Consider the following 14,982-nt stretch of genomic DNA (forward strand, 5'->3'; position numbering starts at 1 on the left):
GCTGTTGGGTCCTGAGGGACCGGAACAATCGTTGATCGAGCTTGTCGAGATCACGGTTGGACTTTTCCTCTGGACCTTTTCTTGTCAGCAGTCGTATCTTTCGGGGTCGCTGGCTTGGAGGGGTACCGCCCGTACTTTGAGAACTACACAGTGGACGCGAGCATCTTAAATTTGAACCCTTCGGGGTCAAATTACAAAGATCAACACACTCTTTGAGTGTGTGATCATTGGTCAATTTCGGTCACGAACTTTGTTCGTGGCACTTAATCGATTCAAACTCATGTGATTTCAAATTTTCAAGAGCAAACGGTGAATGCCTTGGCATGTAGAGCCGAAGAAGGACGTAGTAATCTGCGATAAGCCTCGGGGAGTTGATAAACGAACTGTGATCCGAGGATGTCCGAATGGGGAAACCCCGCCAGGCCCGTGAGGTGACCTGGTGACTCCCGCCTGAATATATAGGGCGGGTAGAGGGAACGTGGGGAAGTGAAACATCTCAGTACCCACAGGAAGAGAAAACAATAGTGATTCCGTTAGTAGTGGCGAGCGAACCCGGAAGAGGCTAAACCGATCATGTGTGATAGCCGGCAGGTGTTGCATGGTCGGGGTTGCGGGACTTTTCTGCTGCTTCTGCCGAAGCGTGAGGGTTAGAACGTTGTATAGACGAACAGGATTGAAAGCCTGGTCATAGAGGGTGCGAACCCCGTAGTCGAAATGCAGCAATCGCCCGAAGAGTATCCCAAGTAGCACGGGGCCCGAGAAATCCCGTGTGAATCTGTCAGGACCACCTGATAAGCCTAAATACTCCTACATGACCGATAGTGAACAAGTACCGTGAGGGAAAGGTGAAAAGTACCCCGGGAGGGGAGTGAAATAGTACCTGAAACCGTTTGCTTACAAACCGTTGGAGCCAGTCTGATTCTGGTGACAGCGTGCCTTTTGAAGAATGAGCCTGCGAGTTAGTGATATGTGGCGAGCTTAACCCGAGAGGGGAATGCGTAGCGAAAGCGAGTCTGAATAGGGCGATTCAGTCGCATGTCCTAGACCCGAAGCGAAGTGATCTATCCATGGCCAGGTTGAAGCGACGGTAAGACGTCGTGGAGGACCGAACCCACTTCAGTTGAAAATGGAGGGGATGAGCTGTGGATAGGGGTGAAAGGCCAATCAAACTTCGTGATAGCTGGTTCTCTCCGAAATGCATTTAGGTGCAGCGTTGCGTGTTTCTTGCCGGAGGTAGAGCTACTGGATAGCCGATGGGCCCTAAAAGGTTACTGACGTTAGCCAAACTCCGAATGCCGGTAAGTCAGAGCGCAGCAGTGAGACGGTGGGGGATAAGCTTCATCGTCGAGAGGGAAACAACCCAGACCACCATCTAAGGTCCCAAAGCGCGTGCTAAGTGGGAAAGGATGTGGAGTTGCATAGACAACCAGGAGGTTGGCTTAGAAGCAGCCACCCTTGAAAGAGTGCGTAATAGCTCACTGGTCAAGTGATTCCGCGCCGACAATGTAACGGGGCTCAAGCACGCCACCGAAGTTGTGGCATTGATATTTTTGGTAAGCCGCACCCAAGGGGTGTTGGTTCAGCCGTGTTGATGGGTAGGAGAGCGTCGTGTGGCCAGCGAAGCGGCGGTGTAAACCAGCCGTGGAGGCTACACGAGTGAGAATGCAGGCATGAGTAGCGAAAGACGGGTGAGAAACCCGTCCTCCGAAAGATCAAGGTTTCCAGGGCCAGGCTAATCCGCCCTGGGTAAGTCGGGACCTAAGGCGAGGCCGACAGGCGTAGTCGATGGACAACGGGTTGATATTCCCGTACTGACGAAGAACCGTCCAAGCTAATCCAGTAATGCTAAGCATCTGAATCCTCTAGATGGATCCCTTCGGGGTGAAGCGTGAGGCCTAGCGTGCGACCCTATGCTGGTGCGGTTAGCGTATTAACAGGTGTGACGCAGGAAGGTAGCTGAGCCGGGCGATGGTTGTCCCGGTCTAAGGATGTAGGCCGAGAGATAGGCAAATCCGTCTCTCACAACGGCTGAGACCCGATGGGTAGCCCGTGAGGGTGAAATCAGTGATCCTATGCTGCCAAGAAAAGCATCGACGCGAGGTTCTAGTCACCCGTACCCCAAACCGACTCAGGTGATCAGGTAGAGAATACTAAGGAGATCGAGAGAATCGTGGTTAAGGAACTCGGCAAAATGCCCCCGTAACTTCGGGAGAAGGGGGGCCTGAGGCGTGAAGGGATTTACTCCTGGAGCGTTCGAAGGCCGCAGAGACCAGTGGGAAGCGACTGTTTACTAAAAACACAGGTCCGTGCCAAGTCGCAAGACGATGTATACGGACTGACGCCTGCCCGGTGCTGGAAGGTTAAGAGGAACGGTTAGCCGCAAGGCGAAGCTGAGAATTTAAGCCCCAGTAAACGGCGGTGGTAACTATAACCATCCTAAGGTAGCGAAATTCCTTGTCGGGTAAGTTCCGACCTGCACGAATGGCGTAACGACTTCCCAGCTGTCTCAACCGCGAACTCGGCGAAATTGCATTACGAGTAAAGATGCTCGTTACGCGCAGCAGGACGGAAAGACCCCGTGACCTTTACTACAGCTTGGTATTGGTGTTCGGTGTGGCTTGTGTAGGATAGGTGGGAGACTGTGAAGCTTGGACGCTAGTTCAGGTGGAGTCAACGTTGAAATACCACTCTGGTCATATTGGATACCTAACTTCGAACCGTGATCCGGTTCAGGGACAGTGCCTGGTGGGTAGTTTAACTGGGGCGGTTGCCTCCTAAAAAGTAACGGAGGCGCCCAAAGGTTCCCTCAACCTGGTTGGCAATCAGGTGTCGAGTGTAAGTGCACAAGGGAGCTTGACTGTAAGACTGACAAGTCGAGCAGGGACGAAAGTCGGGACTAGTGATCCGGCAGTGGCTTGTGGAAGCGCTGTCGCTCAACGGATAAAAGGTACCTCGGGGATAACAGGCTGATCTTGCCCAAGAGTCCATATCGACGGCATGGTTTGGCACCTCGATGTCGGCTCGTCGCATCCTGGGGCTGGAGTAGGTCCCAAGGGTTGGGCTGTTCGCCCATTAAAGCGGTACGCGAGCTGGGTTTAGAACGTCGTGAGACAGTTCGGTCCCTATCCGCTGCGCGCGCAGGAAATTTGAGAAGATCTATCCCTAGTACGAGAGGACCGGGATGGACGAACCTCTGGTGTGTCAGTTGTTCCGCCAGGAGCACCGCTGATTAGCTACGTTCGGAACGGATAACCGCTGAAAGCATCTAAGCGGGAAGCCGGCTTCGAGATGAGATTTCCATCCCTTAGGGGGAGAGGCTCGCAGCTAGACTACTGCGTTGATAGGCCGGATGTGGAAGAGAGGACTAAAGACTCTTGGAGCTGACCGGTACTAATAAGCCGATAATTTGATAACACACAGTTTGAATAAGCTGTTCTGCGTCCACTATGTGGTTCTCGATGTACGGTCGAGAACAACGCCCTCCACGGAGGGCTCTATAACTGAAGAATATAGAATCGATTCACCATCACCAGGTGTTTCGGCGGCTATAGCAAGAGGGAAACGCCCGGTCACATTCCGAACCCGGAAGCTAAGACTCTTTGCGCCGATGGTACTGCAGGGGGGACCCTGTGGGAGAGTAGGACACCGCCGGACTTAACTTAGAAAACAGGAAAGCCACCCCACCGGGGTGGCTTTCCTGCGTTTAACCCCCACCCGCACCCACCCCCGCTGGTCGAGCTCGTCGAGCGCTGGTCGAGCTCGTCCAGACCCCGCGACACGACCCACGGACGCACCCCTCCCGCTGGTCGAGCTCGTCGAGGCCCCGCGACACGACCCGCGGACGCACCCCTCCCGCTGGTCGAGCTCGTCGAGACCCCGCGACACGACCCGCGGACGCAACCCCTCCCGCTGGTCGAGCTCGTCGAGACCCCGCGACACGACCCGCGGACGCAACCCCTCCCGCTGGTCGAGCTCGTCGAGACCCCGCGACACGACCCGCGGACACGCACGCCGCCGGCTCCGGCCCCGCACCCCCGTCACCTGGTCTCGACGAGCTCGACCAACGAGGTCGACGCGAGACGGGGCATCCGCGAACCGTGAGAAAAGCACCACACCACGCGCGTTTTCGGGGCTTAACTCACAGCTCGCGGCGGGGGAGGGGCGCGGCGTCCTGTAGACTTGGGCTATCGAAGCTTGATGGTTCGAAACGACTTGATGGCTGGCGCTTTGGTGCCGGTGCATCGCACATTGTTTCGGCGGCCATAGCAAGAGGGAAACGCCCGGTCACATTCCGAACCCGGAAGCTAAGACTCTTTGCGCCGATGGTACTGCAGGGGGGACCCTGTGGGAGAGTAGGACACCGCCGGACTTAACTTAGTCAAAATGGCCACCCATTCGGGTGGCCATTTTGTCGTTAACGTACGCTGGAGAAGTAGTCCGGTACGTATAGCCACACCTACAGGAGATAAACAGTGACCCCCACGGAACGCAACGGGAACGACGCACGCGACAACGGGAGCGGCGATCGTCGAACCGGCGGCTACCAGGGTGGTCGCGGAGGGTCGGACCGGCCCCGCCAGGACGGCGCACGTCCGCCGTACCGCGGTAACACCGGCGGCAACGACCGCCCGCAGCGGGATGGTGAGCGTCCGCCGTATCGGGGGAGCTCCGACCGTCCGGCGCGCGATGGTGAGCGTCCGCCGTACCGGGGCAACTCTGACCGTCCGCAGCGTGATGGCGACCGTCCTCCGCACCGCGGCAACAGCGACCGTCCGCAGCGTGATGGTGAGCGTCCTCCGTACCGTGGGAACAGCGACCGTCCGCAGCGTGATGGTGAGCGTCCTCCGTACCGGGGCAACAGCGACCGTCCGCAGGGCGGGGAGCGTGCGCCGTACCGGGGCAACAGTGACCGCCCGGGTTACCAGGGCAACAACTCCGACCGTCCGGCGCGCGATGGTGAGCGTCCTCCGTACCGGGGCAACAGTGACCGCCCGGCGTACAACTCGGACCGTCCGGCGTACAAGGGCAACTCTGATCGTCCGCAGCGTGACGGCGACCGCCCCGCATACAAGGGCAACCTTGATCGTCCCCAGCGTGACGGCGACCGTCCCGCATATAAGGGCAACAGTGACCGCCCCGCGTACAACTCGGACCGCCCCGCATACAAGGGCAACTCTGATCGTCCGCAGCGCGACGGCGACCGTCCCGCATACAAGGGCAACAGTGACCGCCCCGCGTACAACTCGGACCGCCCCGCGTACAACTCGGACCGCCCCGCGTACAACTCGGACCGCCCCGCATACAAGGGCAACTCTGATCGTCCGCAGCGCGACGGCGACCGTCCGGCGTACAAGGGCAACTCTGATCGTCCCCAGCGCGACGGCGACCGTCCCGCATACAAGGGCAACAGCGATCGCCCGGCGTACAAGGGCAACTCTGACCGTCCTCAGCGCGACACGGAGAACAAGCCGTGGCTGAAGGACAGCGCCCGGGGCGGCTCGCCGACCCGCGCCGGAGCCCCGCGCGACGCCGGCAAGAAGCTGTGGACCCGCGACGGCGCCCCCGCCCGCAACGACCGCGACGCCCGCGTCGTCGAGGAGGAGATGACCGAAGAGCAGCGTATGCAGCGCGAGCTGCGTTCGGTGCGTCCGCGTCACGACGACCCGGAGCTGCCCGACGACATCACGTCAGAGGACCTGGACCGCATCGCCCGCAACGAGCTCAAGACCCTCACCAAGGACAACGCCGAGGCCGTGGGCCGTCACCTGGCGATGGCCGCCCGGGTCATCGACGAAGACCCCGAACTGGCCCACCGTCACGTGATGAGCGCCGCACGTCGTGCCGGCCGCATCGCCGTGGTGCGCGAGAGCCTGGCCATCACCGCCTACGCCACCGGCGACTTCGCCCTGGCGCTACGGGAACTGCGCACCTACCGCCGCATCTCGGGCTCCAACGCCCAGCTGCCGCTGATGGTGGACAGCGAACGCGGCGTGGGCCGCCCCGACCGCGCCCTCGAGCTCGGCCGCTCGGTGGACCGCTCGAGCCTGCCGGCCGGCGTTCAGGTGGCCCTGGCCATCGCGATGTCCGGTGCCCGCCTGGACCTGGGGGAGACCGCAGCCGCGCTGAGTGAGCTCGAGATCGCCCAGCTCGACCCGAAGACAGCGTTCTCCTACAGCTCCGAGCTGTTCGCCGCGTATGCCGAGGTGCTCGAAGAGCTCGGCCGCACCGACGAGGCCGACGTCTGGAACGAACGGGCCTCCCGTGCCGATGCCGCCCTGAACGGCGACGTCGACGAGACCATCGAGATCGTCGAACTCGACGACGAAGAATTCGATGAAGACGAGGACGACACCGACGACGAGACCGATGACGTCAGCACCGACGAAGACGCCGCGGACAACGACGACACCGACGACGACGACGACACCGACGACGACGACGATGCCGACAACGCCGACGTGCCCGACGAGCTCGAGACCGCCGACGACACCATCACCATCACCGAGACCGAGGACGCTGCTTCAGCCGATGACGATTCCACCGACGGCGCCGAGGGCGTGGACGAAGATCCTGAAACGACGCCCGTTGACTGAGCCGGCCACACCGTTGGCCGGCATCGACGTCGTCCTGGCCGACCTCGACGGTGTCGTGTACGCCGGACCGCACGCCATCCCGTACGCGATCGACGGCCTCAACAAGGCCGCCGAGAGCATCCGGGTGGGCTACATCACCAACAACGCCTCACGCACGGATGCGTCCGTGGCCGGCCACCTGACCGACCTCGGTCTCACCGTGGCGCCGTCCGACGTCGTCACCTCGCCCCAGGCAGCCATGCGGCTGCTCGTGGAGCAGGTGCCGGCCGGCTCGCGGATCCTGGTCGTGGGCGGCGACGGGCTCGTCGACGAACTGCAGAAGCACGGCTTCACGGTCACCCGGTCCGCCGAGGATTCCCCGGCGGCCGTGGTGCAGGGCTTCGCCCCCGACGTGGGCTGGACCCAGCTGGCCGAGGCCTGCTTCGCGCTGAACGCCGGCGTCACCCCCGACGGCGACTACCCGGGGATCCCGTGGATCGCGACGAACACCGACTGGACGATTCCGCAGGCCCGCGGCATCGCGCCGGGCAACGGCACCCTGGTGTCGGCGGTGCACACCGCCGTCGGCCGGCTGCCGCTGGTGGCCGGCAAGCCGGAGATCCCGATCTTCCAGGAAGCCGTCACACGCTTCGAGGCGACCGCGCCGCTGTTCATCGGCGACCGGCTCGACACCGACATTCTCGGCGCCAACCGCGCCGGCATGCCGTCGGTGCTGGTGCTGACCGGCATCGACAAGGCCAAGCAGGCTCTGGCGGCCGGCCCCACCGAGCGACCCACGTTCATCCTGGAGGACCTGCGCCAGCTGCACGAGCCCTACCCGGTGACGGTGTTCTCCAAGGACAAGTCCCAGGCCACCGTCGAAGGCGCGAGCGTGCGCATCCACGGCGCCGACGTGGAAATCATGTCCGTGGGCGACGACGGCATCAACCTGTTGCGGGCCGCCTGCGCGGTGATCTGGGCATCCGGACGACCGATCTACGGCCTCAACGTTCCGGAGAGTCTGTATCTCGGACGGTAGCCTAGGAAGCGTGAGTGCAGACGGAGTAGATGCGGTCGGGCCGCCCAGAATGCCGACCCCGGCTCGCCCGGGGCCGCGCCCCACGCCGTCTGCTCCGGCGGCCACCGGAGACCTGCCCGCACCGCCCGTGCTGGACGGCGACCTCGACGCGCGCCTCGCGGCCGTCGAAGCCCTGCCGCTCGAGGACCGGGCCGCGGCATACGTCCAGCTGCACGACAGTCTGCGCGACCACCTCGAGGGTGGCGACGTGCCCCGATCGAAGGCCGAATGACCATCTCCAGCACGGAACAGCCAGACCCCGGGATGGGGACCCCGCACGAGGACGCTCCGCAGCCGAGACAGGCGCCACAGCCGACCAGCGTGCCGATCAGCCCGCCGCCGGCGCCCGCCGCTGAACCCGCGCCGTCGCCGACGGGGGAGCAGCGCCTGGACTCCGCCCTGTCCGACCGCGGTCTGGTGCGCTCCCGCACCGTGGCCGCCCGGCTCATCGCCGGGGGCCTGGTCACCGTGGACGGCACCGCGGTGGTCAAGGCATCCGCCAAGGTGCGCCCCGACCAGGTCATCGCCGTGGCGCCCACCGACCACTACGTGAGCCGCGGCGCGCACAAGCTCGTGGCCGCACTCGACGCGTTCGAGCTGCCGATCACCGACCGCACCGCGATGGATGCCGGCGCGTCCACCGGCGGCTTCAGCCAGGTGCTGCTCGAACGTGGCATCGGCCGGGTCATCGCCGTGGATGTGGGCCACGGCCAGCTGTCGCCGACCATCAAGGCCGACCCGCGGGTGGTGCTCGTCGAGGGCTGCAACCTGCGCTACGCCACCGCGGAGTCCATTGCGGCCGCCTCGGGCATCGCCGAGCGCCCCGACCTCGTCGTGGGCGACCTCTCGTTCATCTCCCTCACCACGGTGCTGCCGGCCCTTGTCGCCACCGCCGCCGAGGGTGCCGACTTCGTGCTGCTGATCAAGCCGCAATTCGAGGTGGGCCGGGGCGGCATCCGAGAGGGTGTCGTGCACAACGCCGGCCTCCGCGCCGACGCCGTGTCCGGCGTGCTCTGGGCGGCCTGGGACCTGGGCCTGGGCGTGAACGGGCTGATCGCGTCGCCGATCGCCGGCGCCGCCGGCAACCACGAATATCTCGTGTGGCTGAGACGTGGAACGGGCACCAATCCGACAGAATGGATCGACAGGATTACCGCACTGGTGGGAGCGTGACGAGCATGACCGCAACACCCAGGCACTTCCTCGTCGTCGCGCACACCGGCCGACAGGACTCCCTCCAGGCCGCGGCCACCGTGTGTGAGCAGCTCATCGCCGCCGGCGCCGTGCCGGTGCTGGCCGCCGAGGAGCGCGCCGACCTGCTCGCGTCCTGCCCGCAGCTGAACGGCAGCACCGCCGTACTCGGCGACACCGTGCAGGCCACCGACCTCGAACTCGTGATCGTGCTCGGCGGCGACGGCACCATCCTGCGCGCCGCCGAGATCGTGCGCGGCTGCTCCGCCCCGCTGCTGGGCATCAACCTGGGCCACGTGGGGTTCCTCGCCGAAAGCGAACGCGACGACCTGGGCGAGGCCGTGCGCCGCGCCCTGCTGCGCGACTACCTCGTCGAAGAGCGCATGACGCTCTCGGTGCGGGTGAAGGTGGACCACGAGGTGGTCTACGAAACCTGGGCACTCAACGAGGCCACGGTCGAAAAGGCCAGCCGGCAACGGATGATCGAGGTCATCATCGAGGTCGACGGCCGTCCGCTCTCCGCCTTCGGCTGCGACGGGGTGGTGCTGTCCACCCCCACCGGGTCCACCGCCTACTCGTTCTCCGCCGGCGGCCCCATCGTGTGGCCGAGCCTGGACGCCCTGCTGCTGGTGCCGCTGAGCGCTCACGCCCTGTTCGCCCGCCCCCTCGTGGTGGGACCGGACTCCTCCCTCGCCGTGGAGGTCCTCGCCCGCGGCGACAGCACCGCGGTACTCTGCGCCGACGGCCGCCGGGTCTCCGAACTGCCGCCGGGCGCCCGCGTGATCGTGCGACGCTCACCGGTTCCGGTGCGCCTGGCCCGGCTGCACAGCGGACCGTTCACCGACCGGTTGGTGAACAAGTTCAACCTCCCCATCACGGGCTGGCGCGGCCCGGTCGGACGCGAGTGAGATGACCGCATGATCGAAGAACTCGTCATCCGGGACCTCGGCGTGATCAGGGAGGCCACCCTCCCGCTCGGACCCGGCTTCACCGCCATCACCGGCGAGACCGGGGCGGGCAAGACCATGGTCGTCACCGCGCTGGGCCTGCTGCTGGGCGAACGCGCCGACCCGGGCACCGTGCGGGCCGGCCAGCCACAGAGCTGGGTCGAGGGCCGCTGGCTGATCGCGCCCGACGGCGCCGTCGCCCAGCGGGTGCGGGACGCCGGGGGAGAGCTGGACGGCCCCGAACTGTTGCTCAGCCGCTCGGTCTCGGCCGAGGGCCGCAGCCGCGCCGTCGTCGGCGGCCGCAGCGCACCGGCCGGGGTGCTCGGAGACCTCGGCGGCGACCTCGTCGTGGTGCACGGCCAGTCCGACCAGGTGCGCCTGCGCTCCACCGCCGCCCAGCGCGACGCACTGGACCGCTTCGCCGGCACCGACCTCACCGAAGCCCTCAGCGCCTTCCAGCACGTCTACCACCGCTGGCACGCCAACCAGGCCGAACTGGACCTGCTCATCGCCGAGCAGGACCGCCGGGCCCGGGAGGCCGAGGACCTGCGCTTGCGGATCGCCGAGATCGAACTCGCCGCCCCGCAGCGCGGCGAAGACGACGAACTCACCAGCCGCGCCGAACGGCTCGGCAACCTCGAAGAACTCCGCCTGGCCGCCGCGTCGTCCCGGGAACTGCTCTCGGCCGAGGAATCCGGGGATGACTCGCCCGACGTCGTCGCCCTGCTCGACTCCGCCCGCCGCCAGCTGGAGCGCGCCGCCGAACACGACCCGACCCTGCCGCCGCTGGCCGAGGCCCTCGCCAACGCCGGGTTCCTCGTCGCCGACATCGCCGCGCAGCTCTCCAGCTACCTCGCCGGCCTCGACGCCGACGGTGCCCGGGAACTCGAGGTGGTGCAGGACCGTCGCGCCGAACTGAGCGTGCTTTCTCGGAAGTTCGTCGGCGGCCTGGACGAGGCCATCGACTTCCTGGACACCGGCAGCAGCCGGCTTCTCGAGCTGGACAGCGACTCCGAGCGGATCGACGCCCTGCGTGCCGACACCGTCGCCGACCGGGACCTCGTGCAGCGTCTCGCCGAGGCCCTCACCGGCATCCGCACCGCCGCGGCCGCCGCGCTCGGCACCGCCGTCACCACCGAACTGGCCGCGCTGGCCATGCCCGACGCCCGCCTCGTGGTGGAGATCGACCGGCTCGACGAGGTCTCGGTGACCGGACTCGACCTGGTGCGGATCATGCTGCAGCCCCACGCCGGCGCGGAGCCGCGGGCGTTGGCGCGCGGCGCATCCGGCGGCGAGCTGTCGCGAGTGATGCTGGCCATCGAGGTCGTCATCAACGCCACCGACCCCGTGCCCACCTTCGTCTTCGACGAGGTCGACGCCGGCGTGGGCGGTGCGGCCGCGATCGAGATCGGCCGGCGACTCGCCCGGCTGGCCGAAACCGCGCAGGTGATCGTGGTCACCCACCTCGCCCAGGTGGCCGCCTTCGCCGGCAACCACCTCAGCGTGGTCAAGGACAGCCAGGGATCGGTCACCGCGAGCAGCGTGCGCCAGCTCACCGGCGACGACCGGGCCGCCGAGATGGCCCGCCTGCTCTCCGGGCTGCCCGATTCCGCCAGCGGCCTCGAGCACGCTCGCGAGCTCATCGACCTCGCCCACTCAACCGGCTCCAAACGGAGAGGCCCCCGCTAGGTGATAGGATCGAAGCCCGTGGTGAACAATATAAACGCGGACAAATCAGACGTCATTACGAAGCACATTTTTGTGACCGGTGGTGTCGTTTCTTCATTGGGTAAAGGCCTGACGGCGGCAAGCCTCGGCAACCTGCTCACTGCTCGCGGACTGCGCGTTGTGATGCAAAAACTCGACCCCTACCTCAACGTCGATCCTGGAACGATGAACCCGTTCCAGCACGGCGAGGTCTTCGTCACCGACGATGGTTCCGAAACCGACCTCGACATCGGCCACTACGAGCGCTTCCTCGACATCAACCTCACCCAGGCGGCAAACGTCACCACCGGTCAGGTCTACTCGCAGGTCATCGCCCGCGAACGCCGCGGCGAGTACCTCGGCGACACCGTGCAGGTCATCCCGCACATCACCGACGAGATCAAGCGACGGATGCGCCTGCAGGCCAGCGACGAGCCCCGCCCCGACGTGATCATCACCGAGGTCGGCGGCACGGTCGGCGACATCGAGTCGCAGCCGTTCATCGAGGCCGCCCGCCAGGTGCGCCACGAACTCGGCCGCAAGAACGTCTTCTTCGTGCACGTGTCGCTGGTGCCGTTCATGGCCGCCTCCGGCGAGCAGAAGACCAAGCCCACCCAGCACTCCGTCGCCGCGTTGCGCTCGCTGGGTATCCAGCCGGATGCCCTGGTCCTGCGCAGCGACCGGGCCGTGTCCGAGTCGAACAAGCGCAAGATCGCGCTGATGTGCGACGTGGACGAAGACGCCGTGGTGAACTGCAAAGACGTGCCCAGCATCTACGAGATCCCCGCCGTGCTGCACGAGCAGGGCCTGGACAAGTACATCACCGACGCCCTGAACCTGCCGGTGAAGGACGTGGACTGGACCGCCTGGCAGCGGGTGCTCGACGCCGTGCGCGAACCCAAGCACGAGGTGACAATCGGCCTGGTCGGCAAGTACATCGACCTGCCCGACGCCTACCTCTCGGTGACCGAAGCGCTGCGCGCCGGCGGTTTCGCCCAGCAGACCAAGGTTAAGATCGAGTGGATCGCCTCCGACACCTGCGAAACCCCCGAGGGCGCCGCCGCGATGCTCTCCGAGCTGGACGGCATCTGCGTTCCCGGCGGCTTCGGCGTGCGCGGCATCGAGGGCAAGCTCGGCGCCCTCAGATTCGCCCGCGAGAACGCCATCCCGGTGCTGGGTCTGTGCCTCGGCCTGCAGTGCATGGTCATCGAATACGCCCGGAACAAGGCCGGCTTCGAAGGCGCCTCCTCCAGCGAGTTCGACCCGGAGACCGAGTTCCCCGTGATCGCGACCATGGAAGAGCAGGTCGAGATCATCGCCGGCGGCGACCTGGGCGGCACCATGCGCCTGGGCCTGTACCCGGCCGACCTCGCCTCCGGTTCCATTGTTGAGGAGCTCTACGGCGCCCCCGTCGCATCCGAGCGTCACCGTCACCGCTACGAGGTGAACAACACCTACCGTCAGCAGATCGCCGACGCCGGCCTGTGGTTCTCCGGCACCTCGCCCGACGGCCACCTGGTGGAGTACGTGGAGCTGCCCCGCGCGGAGCACCCGTTCTACGTGGGCACCCAGGCTCACCCCGAACTGCGCTCACGCCCCAGCCACGCACACCCGCTGTTCCGCGGCCTGATCGGTGCCGCCCTGGACCGCCAGCAGGCCAGCCGCCTGTTCGAGGTGAAGGAAGATGCCTAAGACCCTCGCCGCGCGCGCCGAGGCCGACGCCCTGCTGCCCCGCATCGAGGATGAGCCGGCACCCACCGCGCTCACCTCGAGCGCGGTGCGTTTCGACGGTCACGTGTGGAACATCCGCCAGGACGCGTTCGACTACAACGGCGCCGAGATCGTGCGTGAGTACGTCGACCACCCCGGCGCCGTGGCGATCCTGGCCCTCGACGACCAGGACCGGGTGCTCCTGATCCAGCAGTACCGGCACCCGGTGCGGATGCGGGAGTGGGAACTGCCCGCCGGGCTGCTCGACATCGACGGCGAACACGCCCTCATTGGCGCGCAGCGGGAGCTGGCCGAGGAGACCGACGTCGTCGCATCCGAGTGGAACGTTCTGACCGAGTTCTACACGTCCCCGGGCGGCAGCAACGAGGTCATCCGCATCTACCTGGCTCGCGGCCTGTCGCCGGCCACCGAGGTCTTCGAGCGCACCGACGAGGAGGCCGACATGGTCACCCGCTGGGTGTCGCTGGACGACGCCGTCGACGCCGCGCTGGAACGCCGGGTGCAGAACCCGTCGCTGGTCGTGGGGGTGCTGGCCGCCGCGGCCTCCCGTTCACGCGGCTGGGCGTCGCTGGCGCCGGCGGACCTGCCGTGGCCGCGGCATCCGAACAACTGGGATCACACGGTGTGACCGGCCCCGCGTTGGTTGAGGAGGCCGTGCACTCGTATCTGCGGCACGTCTCGATTGAACGCGGGCTGAGTGCTAACACCGTCGCCGCGTACCGGCGCGACCTGGTGATCTACGCCGGCTGGCTCACGGATGCCGGCGTCACCGACCTGCGCACCGTCACCGCAGTGCAGGTGAGCGCGTTTGTGCAGTTCCTCAGCGGCCGGGCGGAATCACCGTTGACCGCGGCGTCGGTCGCGCGCATCCTCTCCACCGTGCGCGGTTTCCACCGGTTCCTGCTCGAGGAATCGGTGGTGGATGAGGACGTGGCGCACGAGACGAAACCGCCCAAGCTGGGCCTCAGACTGCCCAAGGCCATCTCGATCGAGCAGGTGAACCAGCTGCTGGCCGCCACCGACGGCGACGCGCTGCCGCAACTGCGCGACAAGGCGCTGCTCGAGCTGCTCTACGCGACCGGGGCGCGGGTGTCCGAGGTGGTGAACCTCAACGTGGACGACATGCTCGAGGGCGACGTGGTGCGCCTCACCGGCAAGGGTGACAAGCAACGCATCGTGCCGGTGGGCAGTTTCGCCCGCGCCGCGGTGGACGCCTACCTGGTGCGGGCCCGGCCGGCGCTGTCGAGGCGGGGCAAAGCCACCCCGGCGCTGTTCCTCGGCGTGCGCGGACACCGGGTGAGCCGGCAGAACGCGTGGTTGATCATCCGCGCCGCCGCCGAACGGGCCGAGCTGGGCATCGAGGTGTCGCCGCACACGCTGCGGCACTCCTTCGCCACCCACCTGCTCTCCGGCGGGGCCGATGTGCGGGTGGTGCAGGAGCTGCTCGGCCACTCCTCGGTGGCCACCACCCAGATCTACACCCTCGTGACCATCGACACCCTGCGCGACATGTACACCACCGCGCACCCCCGCGCCCGCTGAGCGGTACCCGCGCGCCCCAGCCCGCGCATCCAGCCAACTGCACCCGCTACGGACAAATGGTCCCGGCACACCGGGTGCAGATGTCCGCACGGGGAGCAGTTACGGATGCGTTGGGCCGAGATGGCGATTCGCCCGCTGACCGGACCCCGCCCGCAACTGCACCCGCTGACCGGCCCACCGCCCGCAACTGCACCCGCTGCGGACAAAGGGGCCC

Annotated in this window: 9 protein-coding genes and 3 rRNA genes; all 12 read left to right on the plus strand. The window is 65.9% G+C overall.

The window, feature by feature from the left end:
- Window positions 1-286 precede the first annotated feature (286 nt).
- The 12 genes from BJQ95_RS05990 to xerD all read left to right on the plus strand — a co-directional run bounded on the left by BJQ95_RS05990 (window position 287) and on the right by xerD (window position 14,768).
- Window positions 287-3,414 (plus strand): 23S ribosomal RNA (locus tag BJQ95_RS05990).
- Between the two features lie 123 nt (window positions 3,415-3,537).
- A 5S ribosomal RNA gene (gene rrf, locus BJQ95_RS05995) occupies window positions 3,538-3,654 on the plus strand.
- Window positions 3,655-4,252: 598 nt separating this feature from the next.
- Window positions 4,253-4,369, plus strand: a 5S ribosomal RNA gene (gene rrf / locus BJQ95_RS06000).
- Window positions 4,370-4,472: 103 nt separating this feature from the next.
- A complete protein-coding gene (locus tag BJQ95_RS06005) occupies window positions 4,473-6,593 on the plus strand; it encodes a primosomal protein (RefSeq protein WP_256041543.1) in 2,121 nt (706 codons plus the stop codon).
- Complete coding sequence (locus BJQ95_RS06010; RefSeq protein WP_130176032.1) at window positions 6,529-7,611, plus strand: HAD-IIA family hydrolase; 1,083 nt, start codon at window positions 6,529-6,531, stop codon at window positions 7,609-7,611. The genes BJQ95_RS06005 and BJQ95_RS06010 overlap by 65 nt, the downstream gene beginning before the upstream one ends.
- Before the next feature lie 10 nt (window positions 7,612-7,621).
- Entirely contained in the window at window positions 7,622-7,882 is a 261-nt protein-coding gene (locus tag BJQ95_RS06015; RefSeq protein WP_130176033.1) for a hypothetical protein, read from the plus strand.
- Complete coding sequence (locus BJQ95_RS06020; RefSeq protein WP_240694555.1) at window positions 7,879-8,823, plus strand: TlyA family RNA methyltransferase; 945 nt, start codon at window positions 7,879-7,881, stop codon at window positions 8,821-8,823. The genes BJQ95_RS06015 and BJQ95_RS06020 overlap by 4 nt, the downstream gene beginning before the upstream one ends.
- Window positions 8,824-8,828: 5 nt before the next feature.
- A complete protein-coding gene (locus BJQ95_RS06025; RefSeq protein WP_130176034.1) occupies window positions 8,829-9,749 on the plus strand; it encodes an NAD kinase in 921 nt (306 codons plus the stop codon).
- A 9-nt stretch (window positions 9,750-9,758) separates the two neighbouring features.
- Window positions 9,759-11,477 carry a DNA repair protein RecN gene (gene recN, locus BJQ95_RS06030; protein ID WP_130176035.1) on the plus strand — a complete coding sequence of 573 codons (1,719 nt, stop codon included), beginning with the start codon at window positions 9,759-9,761 and terminating at the stop codon, window positions 11,475-11,477.
- A gap of 18 nt (window positions 11,478-11,495) precedes the next feature.
- On the plus strand, window positions 11,496-13,187 hold the full coding sequence (locus BJQ95_RS06035; RefSeq protein ID WP_370688373.1) for a CTP synthase: 1,692 nt from the start codon (window positions 11,496-11,498) through the stop codon (window positions 13,185-13,187).
- A complete protein-coding gene (locus BJQ95_RS06040) occupies window positions 13,180-13,854 on the plus strand; it encodes an NUDIX hydrolase (protein ID WP_130176036.1) in 675 nt (224 codons plus the stop codon). The genes BJQ95_RS06035 and BJQ95_RS06040 overlap by 8 nt, the downstream gene beginning before the upstream one ends.
- Window positions 13,851-14,768 (plus strand): site-specific tyrosine recombinase XerD, encoded by a 918-nt coding sequence (gene xerD, locus BJQ95_RS06045; protein WP_130176037.1) that lies wholly within the window; start codon window positions 13,851-13,853, stop codon window positions 14,766-14,768. The genes BJQ95_RS06040 and xerD overlap by 4 nt, the downstream gene beginning before the upstream one ends.
- Window positions 14,769-14,982 lie beyond the last annotated feature (214 nt).

The sequence above is a fragment of the Cryobacterium sp. SO1 genome (assembly GCF_004210215.2).
Classification (GTDB): Bacteria; Actinomycetota; Actinomycetes; order Actinomycetales; family Microbacteriaceae; genus Cryobacterium.

What these genes read in the sequence shown, in the direction of transcription:
- BJQ95_RS06040 (WP_130176036.1), top strand. Translation starts at nt 13,180, where the DNA reads ATGCCTAAGACCCTCGCCGCGCGCGCCGAGGCCGACGCCCTGCTGCCC.
- BJQ95_RS06025 (WP_130176034.1), top strand. Translation starts at nt 8,829, where the DNA reads ATGACCGCAACACCCAGGCACTTCCTCGTCGTCGCGCACACCGGCCGA.
- recN (WP_130176035.1), top strand. Translation starts at nt 9,759, where the DNA reads ATGATCGAAGAACTCGTCATCCGGGACCTCGGCGTGATCAGGGAGGCC.
- BJQ95_RS06010 (WP_130176032.1), top strand. Translation starts at nt 6,529, where the DNA reads ATGACGATTCCACCGACGGCGCCGAGGGCGTGGACGAAGATCCTGAAA.
- BJQ95_RS06020 (WP_240694555.1), top strand. Translation starts at nt 7,879, where the DNA reads ATGACCATCTCCAGCACGGAACAGCCAGACCCCGGGATGGGGACCCCG.